Source organism: Citrobacter sp. S39 (genome assembly GCF_009495675.1).
GTDB lineage: Bacteria > Pseudomonadota > Gammaproteobacteria > Enterobacterales > Enterobacteriaceae > Citrobacter > Citrobacter freundii.
Genome location: NZ_CP045555.1, coordinates 4,148,128 through 4,164,285, shown reverse-complemented (window position 1 = coordinate 4,164,285; position 16,158 = coordinate 4,148,128). Strand labels below are relative to the sequence as shown.

Sequence of the window (16,158 nt, the reverse complement as noted above, 5' to 3'; positions counted from 1 at the left end):
TTCAGGTATGTGCTTAGTTCAGGCGAACCGGCATACCAGAACGGTTCTGTACCGCCTGCTCGACGACGGCCTGATCGACGTCAGACTGACCGGTGATGCTGGTAATGCTCTTATTCAGCGTAATTGGTACGATTTCCCCGCCTTCAAACTGCGCTTCAGTCGTAGACAGCGGGTTATGTACCTCGATGTAACGGCTGCCGTCTGGTTCGGTCGTGGCTTTTACCGGCTCATCAATGAACTGTACACGGGTGCCGACCGGCACATTTTCAAACAAGAATTTGATGTCGTCGTTACGCAGACGTACGCAGCCGTGGCTGACACGTAAGCCGACGCCGAAGTTAGCATTGGTACCGTGGATAGCATACAGGCGACCGATATACAGCGCGTACAGACCCATCGGGTTATCCGGACCTGCCGGAACAACGGCTGGCAGCGGCTCGCCTGCAGCGCGGTATTCCGCATGCATTTTCGCCGTTGGCGTCCAGGTTGGGCCTGCTTTTTTACGTTCTACTTTGGTGGTCCAGTTGATTGGCGTGTCTTTGCCCAACTGGCCGATACCGATCGGCAGAACAATGACGGTGTTGGTGCCTTTCGGGTAGTAGTACAGACGCATTTCAGCGCTGTTGATAACAATACCTTCATGCACGGTATCCGGCAGGATCAACTGCTGAGGAATGTTCAGCACGGTGCCGCCTTTCGGCAGGAAGGTATCCACGCCCGGGTTGGCTTCCAGCATGTTAGACAGACCCATCTGATACTCTGCCGCAAAATACTCCAGCGGTTGGGTGTTGCCTTCAGGAATAGTAATGACCTGGTTTTGGCCAATCAAACGGCTACCATCGGTCGGCAGCGGGTACGTGACGGCTGAAGCGGTATTACAAAAACCAACTATTGCGAGTGCCGCCGCGAAAAGCGTTGTTAATTTCATATTCATATTCATGTATGCGAGATTCAGTGCCAGGCAGGCTAGTGGGTTGAGATTTATGTAGTGTTGGGCACGCATTATATGTGCAATCTGAGCAACAAGGAATTCGGATGTGTACTAAATCACATTTTTTTCCTTTTGGTTTCACTTTATCCCTTCCGCATGAAGACGCGATCTTCTTGCAGACTTATGGCATAATAAGCGGTTTGTCACATATTTATTTCTCTTTCAGGATACGCCAGTGTTAGTTTCCAGCAACGTCACCATGCAGTTCGGCAGTAAGCCGCTGTTTGAAAATATTTCCGTCAAATTTGGCGGCGGCAACCGTTACGGCCTGATTGGCGCGAACGGTAGCGGTAAATCCACTTTTATGAAAATTCTCGGCGGCGACCTCGAACCGACGCTGGGCAACGTTTCCCTCGATCCGAATGAACGCATCGGTAAGCTGCGTCAGGATCAATTCGCCTTTGAAGAATTCACCGTGCTTGACACCGTGATCATGGGTCACGCTGAACTGTGGGAAGTGAAGCAGGAGCGCGATCGCATTTACGCCCTGGCTGAGATGAGCGAAGAAGACGGCTATAAAGTTGCTGATCTCGAAGTTCAGTATGGCGAAATGGACGGCTACTCTGCGGAAGCGCGTGCGGGTGAACTGCTGCTGGGCGTAGGTATTCCGGTAGAACAGCATTACGGTCCGATGAGCGAAGTCGCGCCCGGCTGGAAGCTGCGTGTGCTTCTGGCGCAGGCGCTGTTCTCTAACCCGGACATTCTGCTGCTCGACGAACCAACGAACAACCTGGATATCGACACCATTCGCTGGCTGGAGCAGACGCTGAACGAGCGTGACAGCACCATGATCATCATTTCGCACGACCGTCACTTCCTGAACATGGTCTGTACGCACATGGCGGATCTGGACTATGGCGAACTGCGTGTTTATCCGGGTAACTACGACGAATACATGACGGCGGCAACCCAGGCGCGTGAACGTCTGCTGGCCGATAACGCCAAGAAGAAAGCACAGATTGCCGATCTGCAATCCTTCGTCAGCCGCTTTAGCGCCAACGCGTCTAAATCTCGACAGGCGACCTCTCGTGCGCGTCAGATTGATAAAATCAAGCTCGACGAAGTGAAAGCGTCCAGCCGTCAGAACCCGTTCATCCGCTTCGAACAGGATAAGAAACTGTTCCGTAACGCGCTGGAAGTGGAAGCGCTGGCGAAAGGTTTTGATGAAGGTCCGCTGTTTAAAAACTTCAACCTGCTGCTGGAAGTAGGGGAGAAGGTTGCCATCATTGGTGCCAACGGCGTGGGTAAATCCACCATGCTGAAAACGTTGGTTGGCGATTTGCAGCCGGACAACGGTACCGTTAAGTGGTCTGAAAACGCCCAGGTGGGTTACTACGCGCAGGATCATGAATACGAGTTTGAAAACGATCTAACCGTCTTCGAATGGATGAGCCAGTGGAAACAAGAGGGCGATGATGAGCAGGTTGTGCGCAGCTTCCTTGGCCGTCTGCTGTTCAGCCAGGACGATATCAAGAAACCTGCAAAAGTGCTCTCCGGTGGTGAAAAAGGACGCATGCTTTTCGGTAAGCTGATGATGCAGAAACCGAATATCCTGGTCATGGATGAACCGACCAACCACCTGGATATGGAATCTATCGAGTCGCTGAACATGGCGCTGGAAATGTATCAGGGCACGTTGATCTTTGTTTCTCACGACCGTGAGTTCGTCAGTTCCCTGGCGACCCGCGTGATTGAGATTACGCCGGAACGCGTGATCGACTTCACCGGCAACTACGAAGATTACCTACGTAGTAAAGGTATTGACGGTTAATTTACCCGTCGTCTTTCGTGTTACAGGTGTGTTGGCTGCACCTGTTCACCCCGGTCACTTACTTATGTAAGCTCCCGGGGATTTACAGGCTGACCGCCTTCCTGTAACGCGAAATACTTAGGGAAAATTGTGTAAGCTACATATTAAATAATCCCCAGCGCGCGTTTACCGTGGATATTCAAATCCTCCAGCGTGAAGCGTCCTTCCCAGTTAGTTTCATAATCCTCTCGCGGGAAATCACCCGGCGATGCGCCTTTTTCCAGCGCAGCTTTCACTTTGTGGGCGTAGGCCAGATTTTTTTCGCACATCGGGGCGGCAGGGATATACATTACGTTACCCCAGCCCTGCTGATTTTCGACAGGTGCGACGGAGTGAATCACATCGCAATGCCACCACACGGAGTCTCCGGCGTCCAGTTGTGGAATGCTGGTTAACGCTTCAATCAGCAACGGATGCCATTGCGCAGAAATCGGCAGGACTCTGCCGGGCGCTACGCCGCAAAGCTCATCTTCCGGCACATCGTCAAGCAATGGGCGTAACAGCACATACGCCATCGCTTCAGGAATCGGAACCACGTGCAACAATCCCTGTCCTGGCAGCATATCGGACAACGCAGTCCAGCCCTGGAAGGTACGGAACACTGAACATTTGGTGGTGTTATCCACCGTGTACTCTTCTACTTCGGTGCGATGCGCAGCCTGCCACGGATCGTAATCTGCCAGCTTGCCATTGAAAACATGAGCAAATACCTGCTGATACGCAGGCAGCAGCCAGCGTTCCAGCGCGCCGGAATCCGTATGCGCGCCCAGCCCTTTGGAGGTGGTTCCCGGCGGACGGCGGCGTATACGGTCAGGGTAGATAACGCTGACATCTGGGTTAAACCATTGTTTACCTTCGCTTGAAAATGTCCAAAGACGATTGAGGAACGACTGGGCATTGGCCATTTCTTCACTTTGGCGGGCCTGCATCTGCGCCTGGGACCAGTAAATGGGGTAGATTTCAGGTCGCGATGCGCTCAGGGTGCCGAAGAAGTTATCGCCTGGCCCTTTGTAGACGTCATCAAAATGGTTGCGATCCAGGTAATCAAGCATCGACTGATCCCATGCCAGCGCCTGTTCGCGGGGGAAATGCCCTTTAATGACTGCGCATCCGCGACGCTTAATTTCTTCACGCTGCTCTGCACTCACGCGACCCGCTTTGATATCCGCATAGGACAACACAGGCCATACCGGGGAGCCTTGCGCTTTGAGAGCGTTGATTTCCGCCACGCGGGTGGCAATGGCATCGCTCAGCTGATTGAAGATCAACTGAACATCCCCAAGCTGTGCCCGCAGTTGCTGTTTCATCTGACGGATTGCCGCTTTGTGATCGGCGGGCAACGTGTCGCTGGTAAAAGTAAAAGCCATAACCACCTCGCATTAACTTTCATTCGAAACTAAATTTAATTACAAGTGACAATATAAGTTAAAAGTTAGTTAATGCAAGTTTAAAAACCTGCTGGTGTGAGCAAAATAGAAAAAGAGTGAAAACCGGGATGAGGGATACCCCGGTTGGCAGGATCAGGCGTTAAAAGGTGAAGTGTTATCCAGCACTGCCTGAATTACGTTCAGCGCGCCTTGATGGTTATTGTCATCGGTCTGATAGCGGGCAATCGCTTTGATGCTCTCTGCCGCATTGTCCATGGCGAAAGAGTAGTGCGCCATCTTCAGCATTTCCGCGTCATTGCCACTGTCGCCAATGGCGACCACGTTTTGCGGTGACAGGTTCCAGCGTTTTAGCAGACGGCTGATTCCGTTAGCTTTATGTAATCCTGGAATGATCAGGTCGATAAACCCAAAGCCGCTGGTGACGGGCTTCATAATGCCGTCGAGAGCAGAATGAAGGTGATCGATAACCAGCGGGATCTGTTGGTCCGGTAAATTCAGCGAGAACTTGAACAGCACATCGTCGATATCCTGATAATCCTTTACGGGTTTCAGGCGGTGGTAGTGTTTTGCCATCAACGCGACAAAGGACTCTGGGGCATTTTCGCTCACGTAGGCGCTTTGCAGTCCACAGGCCACAAAGTTGAGTTGCTTATCTTTGAGCAGTTCGCCAATGACAATGCGTGATTCGTGACGCGTAAGCTCGCCGTGAAACAGCTGTTTGCCATGTTCAAACACCAGCGCCCCGTTCTCGGCGACAAAAGAGATCTCATCTTTGAGCTGCGGGAAAAAGGAGATCAACTGGTAATACTGGTTGCCGCTTGCCACGACAAATTCAATATCTCGTTTCTTCAGTTCCTGATACTGCGCCATAAAGCGTGCACGATCGTATTGCTTGGCGTCGTCGAGAAAAGTTCCGTCCATGTCTGTGACGATAACTTTGATGGTCATATATGCTCCTGGCTCATAACTGCGACCAGAAACATTTTAATAACAATGTGAGCTAAAGCACAAATTTAATTTCGAATGAAAGTAAAACGCCAGGTGGCAACTTCGCCTTACCCGGCTAAAGGGGGAGTATGTAAGCCCGGTAAGCGCAGCGCCACCGGGCGGGAGGGTTACAGCATATGTTCAGTGCGCGCGATGATATCGTCCTGAGCATCCGGTGAGAGAGCGGTGAAGAAGGCGGAATAACCTGCTACACGCACCACCAGGTCACGGTACTGATCCGGGTGTTTTTTGGCTTCCAGCAGCGTTTCACGAGAAACGATGTTGTACTGAATATGCCAACCTTTGTGCTCTTCAAAGAAGGTACGCAGCAGAATCATCAGCTTTTGTTTGTCAGACTCATTTTCCAGCGTGGCCGGGTTCAGCTTCTGATTTAATAGCACGCCACCGAGAATCGAACCGGTCGGCAGTTTACCCACCGAGCCAATTACCGCAGTTGGGCCGAGATGGTCCGTACCGGAAGCCGGGCTTGCGCCTTCTGCCAGTGGAGTGTGTGCTTTACGGCCATCCGGTGTTGCCATCGTTGCTGCGCCAAACGGCACGTTTGCAGAAATAGACGAGGTCCCGGCGTAGTAATTGCCGCCAACCGGGCCACGCCCGTAACGCGGATTATGATACTGTTTCAGTTCATCGATATAAGTCTGATAAGCGCGGGCCAGCAGCGTATCAACGCTATCGTCATCGTTGCCATATTTCGGTGCGCCGTTGATTAGTCGTTGGCGTAACTGCTCATGGGTCAGACCGTCAAAATCATCGGCCAGCGCGGCGGCCAGTTGTTGTTGACCGATAGCGCCCTGTTCAAAGACCAGTTTCTTCACTGCTGCCAGGCTGTTGCCGAGGTTGGCGATACCCACCTGCAAACCTGATACCCAGTCATACTTCGCGCCGCCTTGCTTAATGCTTTTCGCGCGTTCGATACAGTCGTCTACCAGCGCGGAGCACAGAATATCGTGTACGTTCTCTTCCAGCATGGTGTCAACGACATACTCGATTTCAATGGATTTACGCGTGTAGTAGCGAATCTGTGTATCCCAGGCATCCATCACTTCATCGAAATTGTTGAAGTTGCCAGCTGAGAGCGCTTTTTCCTGCGGCAGGAAGACTTTGCCGCTGGTGGCATCGCGTCCGCCTTCCAGCGCCGCCAGCATCACGCGGGCAAAGTTAATAAAGCTCATGCCGGTGCAGCGGTAGCCCCATTTGCCGCCAACGGCGGTTTCGATGCAACCAATAGCTGCATAGTCATAGGCGTCTTGCGGTTCAATGCCCAGCTTAATGAATTCCGGAATGACGATTTCATCGTTGTTAAAGGCTGGCATCCCGAAGCCGCAGCGGATCACCTGCACGCAGGCATCAAGGAAGTCATTACTCATCCCCGCGTGATAACGCACACTGAGGTTCGGCTGAGTAGAACGCAAGCGGCCACAGGACTCCAGAATGGCGTAGGAGAGCGGGTTGACGGCATCCATCGCCTGACCGCTAACCAGGTTCTGGCCACCTATGGTTACGTTCTGATACAGCGGGCTGCCCGCTGAGGCTTTCGAATGGGAGCCAGAACGGATTTTGTTCACTTCCAGCAGTTTCAGCCAGCAGCTGTGCAACAGCTCAATGGCGTGCTCACGATCGAGGCTCTGATTCAGTTCTACGTCACGACGGTAGAACGGGTAGAGGTACTGATCCATACGGCCAAACGATACTGAGTGACCGTTAGATTCAATTTGCAGAATCAACTGGATGAAATAGCACAACTGCAACGCCTGCCAGAATGTTTTTGGTGGCTCATGGGCAATCACATCACAGTTTTCCGCCATGGTCAGCAGTTCATCACGACGGCTGGTGCGCGTTTCTGTGGATGCCATTTTACGCGCCAGCGCGGCAAAGCGCTCAATGTGTAAAGTGACGGCTTCCAGCACGATATCAATCGCTTTTAGGAACTGATCGCCGTGGAGATCGTCCAGACACGTCAGATTGATGCGGGAGCGACGTTCATCGACTTTGTGGCGCAGGCCGTCGAGACCTTTTTCCAGTAGTAGCGGGAAGTTCACCGCCAGGTGTGCGTCGCCGGAGGTCATATTACCTTCGGCTTTGATAATGCCGGTTTCCAGCAACCCTTTCTGCTCGTCAGTGAACATCCCGTAGCAGCGATCCTGCACGGTCTGACCACGCCACCACGGACACACCTCGTGTAATACGCGTTTATTCTCTTCGCTTACCGCAAAGCCTGCGCCCGGTCTGTCGGCGAGGTCGTCGATCTCTTTTTCAATCCAGGAGACGGTGTATTCCGGGAAGATCGGCGCGGCGCGCACTTCGCTTGCCTGGTTACCGATAATCAGTTCGTCATGCTTGATCCAGATGGTGCGTTCCGCCAGATGATGGGCCAGCGCCAGCGCGCGGCGTACCGGGATCGGCTTATCCAGATGTTGCTGATACATCTCGGTATAGTGCTGGGCGCGCTCGGTACAAACCGGCGGTTTCACGATATGGATCAGGGCTGTTTTATGCGCTTTGATACGATCGCTGAGTGTGTCCAGTTTCAGAGTGGTCATGGCGATTATCCTCGTAGGGTCGCGGTTAAACCTTTAAGGCTGGCATACTGCTGGGCAAATTCGAGCAGTGCAGGCGCATCAAGCGGTTTATCCGGTGCGTTGTAGGGTTGACTGAGTAAGTGGTACTTGTTGATACCTAGGGTGTGGTAGGGCAAAAAATGAATCTCCCCGACGTGAAGCTCGTCGGCAGCAAAATCGGTAATAGCCTGGATGGCGGCTTCGTCAGCGTTGAACCCCTGAATCAGCGGTACGCGGATAATCATTTTTTTACCAGCTGCGGCCAGTTTTTTTAGATTTTCCAGCACACGAGAGGCGCTGCCATCGGTCCACTGTTTAAACGGCGCATCCGCCACGTGTTTTAGATCGGCCAGAAACAGATCGACGTCAGATAATGATGGTTCAATATACTTCCACGGGACATGCAGGCAGGTTTCCACTGCGGTATGAATGCCGGCGTCGTGGCTGGCTTTGAGCAAAGAAGCCGCCAGCTCTGGCTGCATAAACGGTTCGCCACCGGACAGGGTTAGGCCCCCTCCGCTGCGATCGTAAAACGGTTTATCACGCAATACGGTCGCCATGATTTCGTCCACGCTTTTTACCTCTCCACAGACGGTTAGTGCCTGCGTTGGACAGCAGTGGGTCAGCGCCGTCAGATCGTCATCGGTCAGTTTTTCGCGATGAATCAGCAACCCGCTTAGTGCCCGCTCAATTACTGCGGGTGCTGCCTGAGCACAAAGATCGCAACCATCAAGGCACAGGCGTGCGTCATAGAGCAGATCCTGCGTACGGGCGCGACTTTCCGGATTCTGGCACCACCGACAGCCCAGGGAGCATCCCTTAAGGAACACCACAGTACGGATCCCGGGACCATCATGCGTGGAATAGCGCTGGATATTGAAAATCATAAGCGACCTCTTTTATTTCGTATAAAGATTAAATTACTTTCGAATGAAAGTTATATTGACGTGCGTCAACTAACCGTGAGGTTTCGCCGTGCTACCTTTTATTCATGCTAATTATTCGTTTGAGGAAAGGTTATGGAACTCTATTTAGATACGTCTGACGTTGATGCGGTAAAAGCTCTGGCGCGCATTTTCCCGCTGGCAGGGGTGACCACTAACCCGAGTATTGTGGCGGCGGGGAATCAGACGCTGGAAGTACTACTGCCGCAACTGCAGGAAGCGATGGGAGGACAAGGCCGTCTGTTTGCTCAGGTGATGGCGACCACCGCCGAAGGGATGGTTAGCGATGCGCGTAAGCTGCGGGCAATCATTGCTGATATCGTGGTCAAAGTGCCGGTAACAGCAGAAGGTCTGGCGGCTATAAAATTGCTGAAAGAAGAAGGGATCCCGACGTTGGGTACTGCGGTATACGGTGCAGCTCAAGGGTTATTGGCTGCACTGGCAGGTGCGGAATATGTTGCGCCATACGTTAACCGCGTGGATGCGCAAGGAGGGGATGGCATTCAGACGGTGACCGACCTGCAGACGTTACTGAAAATGCATGCCCCGCACGCCAAAGTACTGGCAGCCAGTTTTAAAACGCCGCGTCAGGCGCTGGATTGCCTGCTGGCAGGCTGCGAGTCCATCACGCTACCGCTGGACGTTGCTCAGCAGATGATTAGCTCCCCGGCAGTTGATGCTGCCGTCGTGAAGTTTGAGCACGACTGGCAGAGCGCATTCGGTCGCACGTCTATTTAAACGAGAGTGCCGGGATGTAGTCCCGGCATTATTGCGTACATGTTTCCGTCAAAATGAATGTGTTGCAGTTGTACGCTTTTATCTGCGAATCCCTCTCGTAAAACCGACAAAGTCGGCATGCGACCCGTCATCATGGCAGGTACAGTCGTGTCATCATGTTAATCAGGTGACGGACCGCCATGAAAAAATTACCCACATCCACGCCGCACGATGCGCTATTTAAAACGTTTTTAAAATACCCGGAAACGGCGCGCGATTTCATTGAAATCCATCTTCCCTCCACGCTACGAGCGCTGTGCGATTTTTCGACATTAAAGCTGCAACCGACCAGTTTTATCGAGGATAACTTACGTGCATATTATTCCGATGTACTTTGGTCGATGAAAACCAGTGAAGGGCACGGCTATATTTATGTCGTAATCGAACATCAAAGCCGCCCGGATGTTCATATGGCATTTCGCCTGATGCGTTATGCGATAGCGGCAATGCAAAGTCACCTCGACGCCGGGCATAATACGTTACCTTTAGTTGTGCCGATGCTGTTTTATCACGGAATCGATACACCTTATCCCTTCTCTCTATGCTGGCTGGATGAGTTTGATAATCCAACACTTGCACGTCAGCTCTACCTGTCAGCTTTTCCGCTGGTAGATATTACCGTTGTTCCAGATGAAGAAATTATGCAGCACCGACGCATTGCTCTTCTGGAACTGATTCAAAAGCATATTCGTCAGCGCGATTTGATGGGGTTGGTGGACAAGCTGGCCGCGCTGTTGGTTACCGGAAGCGCTAATGACAGCCAGCTAAAAGCGCTGTTTAATTACCTGCTAATCCAGCACGGTCACAAACCGCGCTTTGGACGATTTATGCGCAAGCTGGCGCAGCGGGTACCCGAACACAAGGAGAGTACAATGAATATTGTGGAAAAAATACGTAGGGCAGGACAGCGAAAGGGGATGCGGGAAGGCATGCAAAAAGGCTTGGTTGAAGGCCGCCGTGAGGAAGCGTTACGCATTGCTCACTCAATGCTGGACGATGGTCTCCCACGGGCGGTCATCGTGAGGATTACTGGGCTTTCTGAAGATGACGTTAAATCACTGACGTATTGAACGTATATTAATTCAGCCCCGGATAACAAACGCCGCCGGGGCTTTCGTTTATTGCCCGCAGACCTCGCACCCCGGATTACGCATCAGCTTCATTTCGCGAAACTGGCAGGTCATGGCATCGTACATGACGATTTTTCCGGATGCCGGTTTACCGTAGTTTGCCAGCAGCTTAATGGCTTCCATTGCCTGTAACGAGCCGATCACGCCGATCAGCGGGGCCATCACTCCGGCTTCTACGCAGGTCAGGGCGTTTTCACCGAATAGACGGCTCAGGCAACGGTAGCAGGGCTCGCCTTCCTGATACGTAAAGACGGTAATTTGCCCTTCCATGCGAATTGCTGCACCGGAAACCAGCGGAACTCTGGCGGCATAGCATCCGGCATTCAGCTGATTGCGGATGCTGACGTTATCCGTACAGTCCAGCACCAAATCATGTTCGGCAATAAGCGCGTGAATCTCGCTATCGTCCAGCAGCGCATTCACCGGCGTAATGACGATATAAGGGTTAATCCGCGTTAGCGCGTCACGGGCGGATATCACTTTTGGTTGCCCTACGGTTGCATCGCTGTGCAGCGTCTGGCGTTGGAGGTTTGACACGGATACCGTGTCAAAGTCGAGCAGGGTTAAATGCCCGACGCCAGCACCAGCAAGGTACTGGGTTGCAGCACATCCCAGTCCCCCCAGACCAACGACCAGTACCCGCGCATCTTTGAGCGCTTCCTGACCTTCGAAATCGAAGCCGCGCAGAATGATTTGCCGGTTATAGCGCATCATCTCCTGGTCGCTGAGTTCTGCCATTACAGGCCTCCAAACAGTGCGTTAAATGGCTCAACTTCAACCCATTCTCCGGCCTCAACGTTACCGCGATCGCGCTCCAGCACAATAAAGCAGTTGCCCTGGCTAAAGGAGCTAAAAATATGCGAGCCCTGGTGCCCGGTGGTAGTGACTTCCAGTTCGCCTTCCGCGGTACGCTGCAATACACCACGCTGAAAATCCAGACGCCCTGGCGTTTTCTTCAGGCGTGAAGCGGTGCGTACGCGCTGGCGCGGAGGCAACCCACAGGCGGTGTTGCCGCTGAGTTTCGCCAGCAGCGGTTGTACCAGTTGATAAAAGGTGAGGGCAGCAGACACCGGGTTACCCGGCAGGCCGCAAAACCAGCTGTTGCTCAGTTTGCCAAAGGCGAACGGTTTACCGGGTTTGATGGCCAGCTTCCAGAAGGCAATTTCTCCCAGCTCTTCCAGAATGGTTTTGGTGTAATCCGCTTCGCCTACAGAAACGCCACCAGAGCTGATGACGACGTCGGCCTGGCTGTCGGCTTCGGTAAATGCGGCCCGCAGCGCGTTGGGATCGTCGCGAATAATTCCTAAGTTGATCACCTCGCAGCCCAACTGCTGCAGCATCAGGTGAACGGTCAGACGGTTTGTGTCATAAATCTGCCCGTCACCCAGCGGCTGACCCGGCAATTGCAGTTCATCACCGGTGGAGAACAACGCCACGCGGACTTTACGCACAACGGGGACCTCGGCAATACCGAGCGAAGCAAGCACGGGAAGCTCGGCGGTTGTCAGACGAGTTCCTGTGGGGAATACCACCGCGCCGTTTGCAATATCTTCACCGCGCAAACGAATATTTTGTCCGCTGCGGACGTCGGCGGTAAAACGCACACCGTCGTCAGTTTGTTCCGTTTGCTCCTGCATTACCACGGCTTCACAACCGGCAGGCACCGGGGCTCCGGTCATAATACGGATGCAGGTTCCCGCAGGCCACTCGCCGTGGAATGGCTGTCCAGCAAAGGCTTTGCCAGCCACCGCAAGAGGCTGGTCTGATTGTAAATCGGCTAATCGCACCGCATAGCCATCCATTGCCGAGTTATCGAATCCCGGCACATCAATCGGGGAGACGACGTCGGTGGCCAGAATGCGGCCAAAGCATTGAACCAGCGGCAGCGTTTCGACGGCGGTGAGTGGGGTGATACGCGAAAGCATCTGAGAAAGAGCCGTTTCAAGCGGCATCAGTCCGGCGGTAAATTCCATGAGAAGACTCCTGCGGGGCAAAATCGAATCCGCTCATTATGTCAGAAAATGGACGCGGACAGTATGCTACCTCAGGCTTAGGATCAGATCTGATACAGGTTTTCTGCCAGAGATTAGCGCTACAGGAAAGATGCAGTATAGACTCATAATTTCTGCTTTTTCTCCAGGAGGCTAAATGTCTGCGACTATCCCGGATTCAATTCGACGACAGGTGAATGCCGCCAGTGCACTGATTGCGCGGATTATCGAGAGCGATCTGGTTGCTGTTCATTTGTATGGCTCTGCTGTTGAAGGTGGCTTAAAACCCCAAAGCGATATCGATTTACTGGTTACCAATAGGCAGCCACTTAATACCCGGCAAAGAGATGAAGGCGCCTCCTGGCTTATACCGCAATTACCCGTTGAGTATGCTGACACGCTGCAAGCCGCGCGTGCGGAATACCTGGGGTTAACTAAAAAGAACTGGGCTGCGTCTATGCCGTCTGTTGAACGCTTTGTGTTTTATGCAAAAAAACAGATTGCCGTACGGCTTGAATAATATATTCAACGATGTTGGAAGCTCCCCTTTCTGATTAACTCATCTAAATAACCTGATGGGATGGGGTGTGAGGTACGGGCCTTAACCTTTACATGACGTCTGCATCTTTCTATATTCAAAAATCGAATCAATAAGTCACAGAAATTCTGATATTTATAACCCCGGTACCTGCCACCTAATGGACGAATAAAATGGGTAAAGCAGTCATTGCAATTCACGGCGGCGCAGGGGCTATCACCCGTTCGCAGCTGAGCCAGGAGCAAGAGTTGCGTTATATACAGGCGCTGTCGGATATCGTTGAAACCGGCCAACGGATGCTTGAAGACGGTCGTAGCGCACTGGATGTCGTTACCGAGGCCGTGCGCCTGCTGGAAGAGTGTCCATTGTTTAATGCCGGAATTGGCGCGGTGTATACCCGTGATGAAACCCATGAACTTGATGCCTGCGTGATGGATGGTAACACGCTTAAGGCGGGAGCCGTCGCCGGGGTCAGCCATCTGCGAAACCCGATTCTCGCGGCACGCCTGGTAATGGAACACAGTCCACACGTCATGATGATAGGTGAAGGGGCTGAAAACTTTGCCATTGCGCAGGGTATGGAGCGCGTATCAGCGGATATTTTCTCGACGCCAGAACGCTACGCTCAACTTCTGGCGGCGCGAACAGCGGGTGAAACGGTGCTGGACCATAGCGCGAGCCCGCTGGATGAAAACAACAAAATGGGTACCGTGGGTGCGGTCGCGTTAGATATGTTTGGCAATCTGGCGGCAGCAACATCCACCGGTGGGATGACCAATAAATTACCGGGGCGGGTGGGTGACAGTCCGTTGGTTGGCGCAGGCTGTTATGCCAATAATGCAAGTGTGGCAGTCTCCTGCACCGGAACCGGAGAAGTCTTTATTCGTGCTTTGGCGGCCTATGACATTGCGGCGTTGATGGACTACGGCGGTCTGAGTTTATCCGAAGCGTGTGAACGCGTAGTGATGGAAAAATTACCGGCGCTTGGCGGCAGCGGCGGTTTAATTGCTATCGATCATGAGGGCAATGTCGCTTTGCCGTTTAACAGCGAAGGCATGTACCGCGCCTGGGGATACGCAGGTGATACGCCAACCACCGGTATTTATCGGGAAAAAGGAGATAGCGTTGCCACACAGTGATGAGCTTGATGCCAGCGCTGTGCTGGCAGTCAGCAATCTGAATATTGCCTTTGAACAGGAGCAGCAGCGTGTCAGCGCAGTGCGCAATCTGTCATTTCGCCTGAAGCGTGGCGAAACGCTGGCGATAGTCGGTGAGTCTGGTTCTGGTAAGTCGGTGACCGCCTTGTCGCTGATGCGTCTGATTGAACAGTCCGGCGGCGAGGTGAGCTGCGATGAAATGCTCCTCCGACGCCGTAATCGACAGGTTATTGAGCTGGGTGAACAGAGCGCATCACAAATGCGTCACGTGCGCGGTGCGGATATCGCGATGATCTTCCAGGAGCCTATGACATCGCTTAATCCGGTGTTTACCGTGGGCGAGCAAATTGCCGAGTCTATCCGCTTGCACCAGGGTGCCAGTCATGAAGAAGCGATGGTAGAAGCGAAGCGAATGCTCGACCAGGTGCGTATCCCCGAGGCGAAGGCGATTTTATCGCGTTATCCACACCAGCTTTCCGGCGGTATGCGCCAGCGGGTGATGATCGCCATGGCACTGTCGTGTCGCCCTGCGGTTTTAATTGCTGATGAGCCGACAACCGCGCTGGATGTCACCATTCAGGCGCAGATCCTGCAACTGATAAAAGTGTTGCAGCAGGATATGTCGATGGGAGTGATCTTTATTACCCACGATATGGGTGTTGTGGCGGATATTGCCGACCGCGTGCTGGTGATGTATCAGGGCGAAGCGGTAGAAACCGGCAGCGTTGAGCAGATTTTTCACGCTCCCCAGCATCCTTATACTAAAGCGCTGCTGGCAGCCGTGCCGCAGCTTGGGGCAATGAACGGGCATGAACTTCCGCGCCGTTTTCCGCTTATTTCATTACACGATCCCAGTCATGTAGAGCCGCAGACCGAACAGAATACCGTGGTTGAAGGCGAGCCAATTTTGCAGGTACGTAACCTGGTGACGCGTTTTCCTCTGCGTAGCGGCATTCTAAATCGCGTAACTCGCGAGGTGCATGCAGTGGAAAACGTCAGCTTTGACCTGTGGCCGGGAGAAACGCTCTCGCTGGTGGGGGAGTCGGGCTGCGGGAAATCCACCACCGGGCGGGCGCTGTTGCGCCTGGTTGAGTCTCAGCGTGGGGAAATCATTTTCAACGGACAGCGTATTGATACCCTTGCTGCCAGCAAGTTGCAGCCGCTGCGTAGGGATATTCAGTTTATCTTCCAGGATCCGTATGCCTCGCTCGATCCACGTCAGACGGTGGGATATTCCATTCTGGAGCCGCTACGGGTGCATGGGTTATTGCAGGGTGATGCGGGGTCAAAACGGGTTGCATGGCTGCTGGAACGCGTAGGATTGTTGCCTGAGCATGCCTGGCGCTATCCGCACGAGTTTTCCGGCGGTCAGCGTCAGCGTATCTGTATTGCACGGGCATTGGCACTCAATCCCAAAGTGATTATTGCCGATGAATCTGTCTCGGCGCTGGATGTTTCAATTCGCGGGCAAATCATCAACCTGATGCTAGACCTGCAGCGAGAATTGGGTATCGCATATCTGTTTATTTCTCACGATATGGCGGTGGTGGAACGGATCAGTCACCGTGTGGCGGTAATGTATCTCGGGCAAATCGTTGAGATTGGCCCCCGACGCGCGGTGTTTGAAAATCCGCAACATCCGTATACGCGCAAACTGATGGCGGCAGTACCGGTTGCCGATCCATCGCATCACCGACCACAGCGTGTGCTGTTGTCGGATGATATCCCCAGCAATATCCGCAAGCGCGGCGAAGAGATTTCCCCCGTGTCGTTACAGTTAGTTGGCCCGGGGCATTATGTTGCGCGTGGGCAACCAGAAAATGCGCTTTCGCGTTTATAACAGGCAGGCAGGGTTTAAGGAGAATA

At 53.1% G+C, this 16,158-nt stretch carries 13 protein-coding genes; 6 read left to right on the top strand and 7 right to left on the bottom strand.

What is annotated here, in order from left to right:
* Nucleotides 1-13: 13 nt before the first annotated feature.
* Complete coding sequence (gene ldtB / locus GFB57_RS19945) at nucleotides 14-934, bottom strand: L,D-transpeptidase (protein WP_003035268.1); 921 nt, start codon at nucleotides 932-934, stop codon at nucleotides 14-16.
* Nucleotides 935-1,166: 232 nt separating this feature from the next.
* On the opposite strand from ldtB, the gene GFB57_RS19940 reads away from it, so the two are divergent.
* Nucleotides 1,167-2,762 (top strand): ABC-F family ATPase, encoded by a 1,596-nt coding sequence (locus GFB57_RS19940; RefSeq protein ID WP_003035269.1) that lies wholly within the window; start codon nucleotides 1,167-1,169, stop codon nucleotides 2,760-2,762.
* 143 nt (nucleotides 2,763-2,905) lie between these two features.
* On the opposite strand, the gene GFB57_RS19935 is transcribed toward GFB57_RS19940, so the two are convergent.
* The 4 genes from GFB57_RS19935 to GFB57_RS19920 form a co-directional block, all read right to left on the bottom strand.
* Nucleotides 2,906-4,168 (bottom strand): DUF1479 domain-containing protein, encoded by a 1,263-nt coding sequence (locus GFB57_RS19935; RefSeq protein WP_003035273.1) that lies wholly within the window; start codon nucleotides 4,166-4,168, stop codon nucleotides 2,906-2,908.
* Between the two features lie 153 nt (nucleotides 4,169-4,321).
* Entirely contained in the window at nucleotides 4,322-5,137 is an 816-nt protein-coding gene (locus GFB57_RS19930) for a Cof-type HAD-IIB family hydrolase (RefSeq protein WP_003035275.1), read from the bottom strand.
* Nucleotides 5,138-5,304: 167 nt separating this feature from the next.
* Nucleotides 5,305-7,737 carry a glycyl radical protein gene (locus GFB57_RS19925; protein ID WP_003035277.1) on the bottom strand — a complete coding sequence of 811 codons (2,433 nt, stop codon included), beginning with the start codon at nucleotides 7,735-7,737 and terminating at the stop codon, nucleotides 5,305-5,307.
* A 5-nt stretch (nucleotides 7,738-7,742) separates the two neighbouring features.
* Nucleotides 7,743-8,642 (bottom strand): glycyl-radical enzyme activating protein, encoded by a 900-nt coding sequence (locus GFB57_RS19920; protein WP_003035278.1) that lies wholly within the window; start codon nucleotides 8,640-8,642, stop codon nucleotides 7,743-7,745.
* Between the two features lie 132 nt (nucleotides 8,643-8,774).
* Between GFB57_RS19920 and fsa the strand changes: the two genes are divergently transcribed.
* Both fsa and GFB57_RS19910 read left to right on the top strand, forming a co-directional pair.
* Nucleotides 8,775-9,437: a fructose-6-phosphate aldolase gene (fsa, locus tag GFB57_RS19915; protein ID WP_003035280.1), complete on the top strand. Its 663-nt coding sequence runs from the start codon at nucleotides 8,775-8,777 to the stop codon at nucleotides 9,435-9,437.
* Between the two features lie 179 nt (nucleotides 9,438-9,616).
* The gene (locus tag GFB57_RS19910; protein ID WP_003035281.1) at nucleotides 9,617-10,546 is read left to right on the top strand and encodes an Rpn family recombination-promoting nuclease/putative transposase; all 930 of its coding nucleotides are present in this window, start codon (nucleotides 9,617-9,619) and stop codon (nucleotides 10,544-10,546) included.
* 48 nt (nucleotides 10,547-10,594) lie between these two features.
* Here the strand turns inward: GFB57_RS19910 and moeB are convergent, their stop codons facing one another.
* A complete protein-coding gene (moeB, locus tag GFB57_RS19905) occupies nucleotides 10,595-11,344 on the bottom strand; it encodes a molybdopterin-synthase adenylyltransferase MoeB (RefSeq protein WP_003035283.1) in 750 nt (249 codons plus the stop codon).
* A complete protein-coding gene (gene moeA / locus GFB57_RS19900) occupies nucleotides 11,344-12,579 on the bottom strand; it encodes a molybdopterin molybdotransferase MoeA (RefSeq protein WP_003035286.1) in 1,236 nt (411 codons plus the stop codon). Before moeA ends, moeB begins: the two co-directional genes overlap by 1 nt.
* A gap of 175 nt (nucleotides 12,580-12,754) precedes the next feature.
* Between moeA and GFB57_RS19895 the strand changes: the two genes are divergently transcribed.
* The 3 genes from GFB57_RS19895 (at nucleotide 12,755) to gsiA (ending at nucleotide 16,132) form a co-directional block, all read left to right on the top strand.
* Nucleotides 12,755-13,117, top strand: a complete 363-nt coding sequence (locus GFB57_RS19895; protein ID WP_003035288.1) for an aminoglycoside adenylyltransferase domain-containing protein — start codon at nucleotides 12,755-12,757, stop codon at nucleotides 13,115-13,117.
* A 191-nt stretch (nucleotides 13,118-13,308) separates the two neighbouring features.
* On the top strand, nucleotides 13,309-14,274 hold the full coding sequence (gene iaaA, locus GFB57_RS19890) for a beta-aspartyl-peptidase (protein ID WP_003035291.1): 966 nt from the start codon (nucleotides 13,309-13,311) through the stop codon (nucleotides 14,272-14,274).
* Nucleotides 14,261-16,132: a glutathione ABC transporter ATP-binding protein GsiA gene (gene gsiA, locus GFB57_RS19885; RefSeq protein WP_003035294.1), complete on the top strand. Its 1,872-nt coding sequence runs from the start codon at nucleotides 14,261-14,263 to the stop codon at nucleotides 16,130-16,132. Before iaaA ends, gsiA begins: the two co-directional genes overlap by 14 nt.
* Nucleotides 16,133-16,158: the final 26 nt, after the last annotated feature.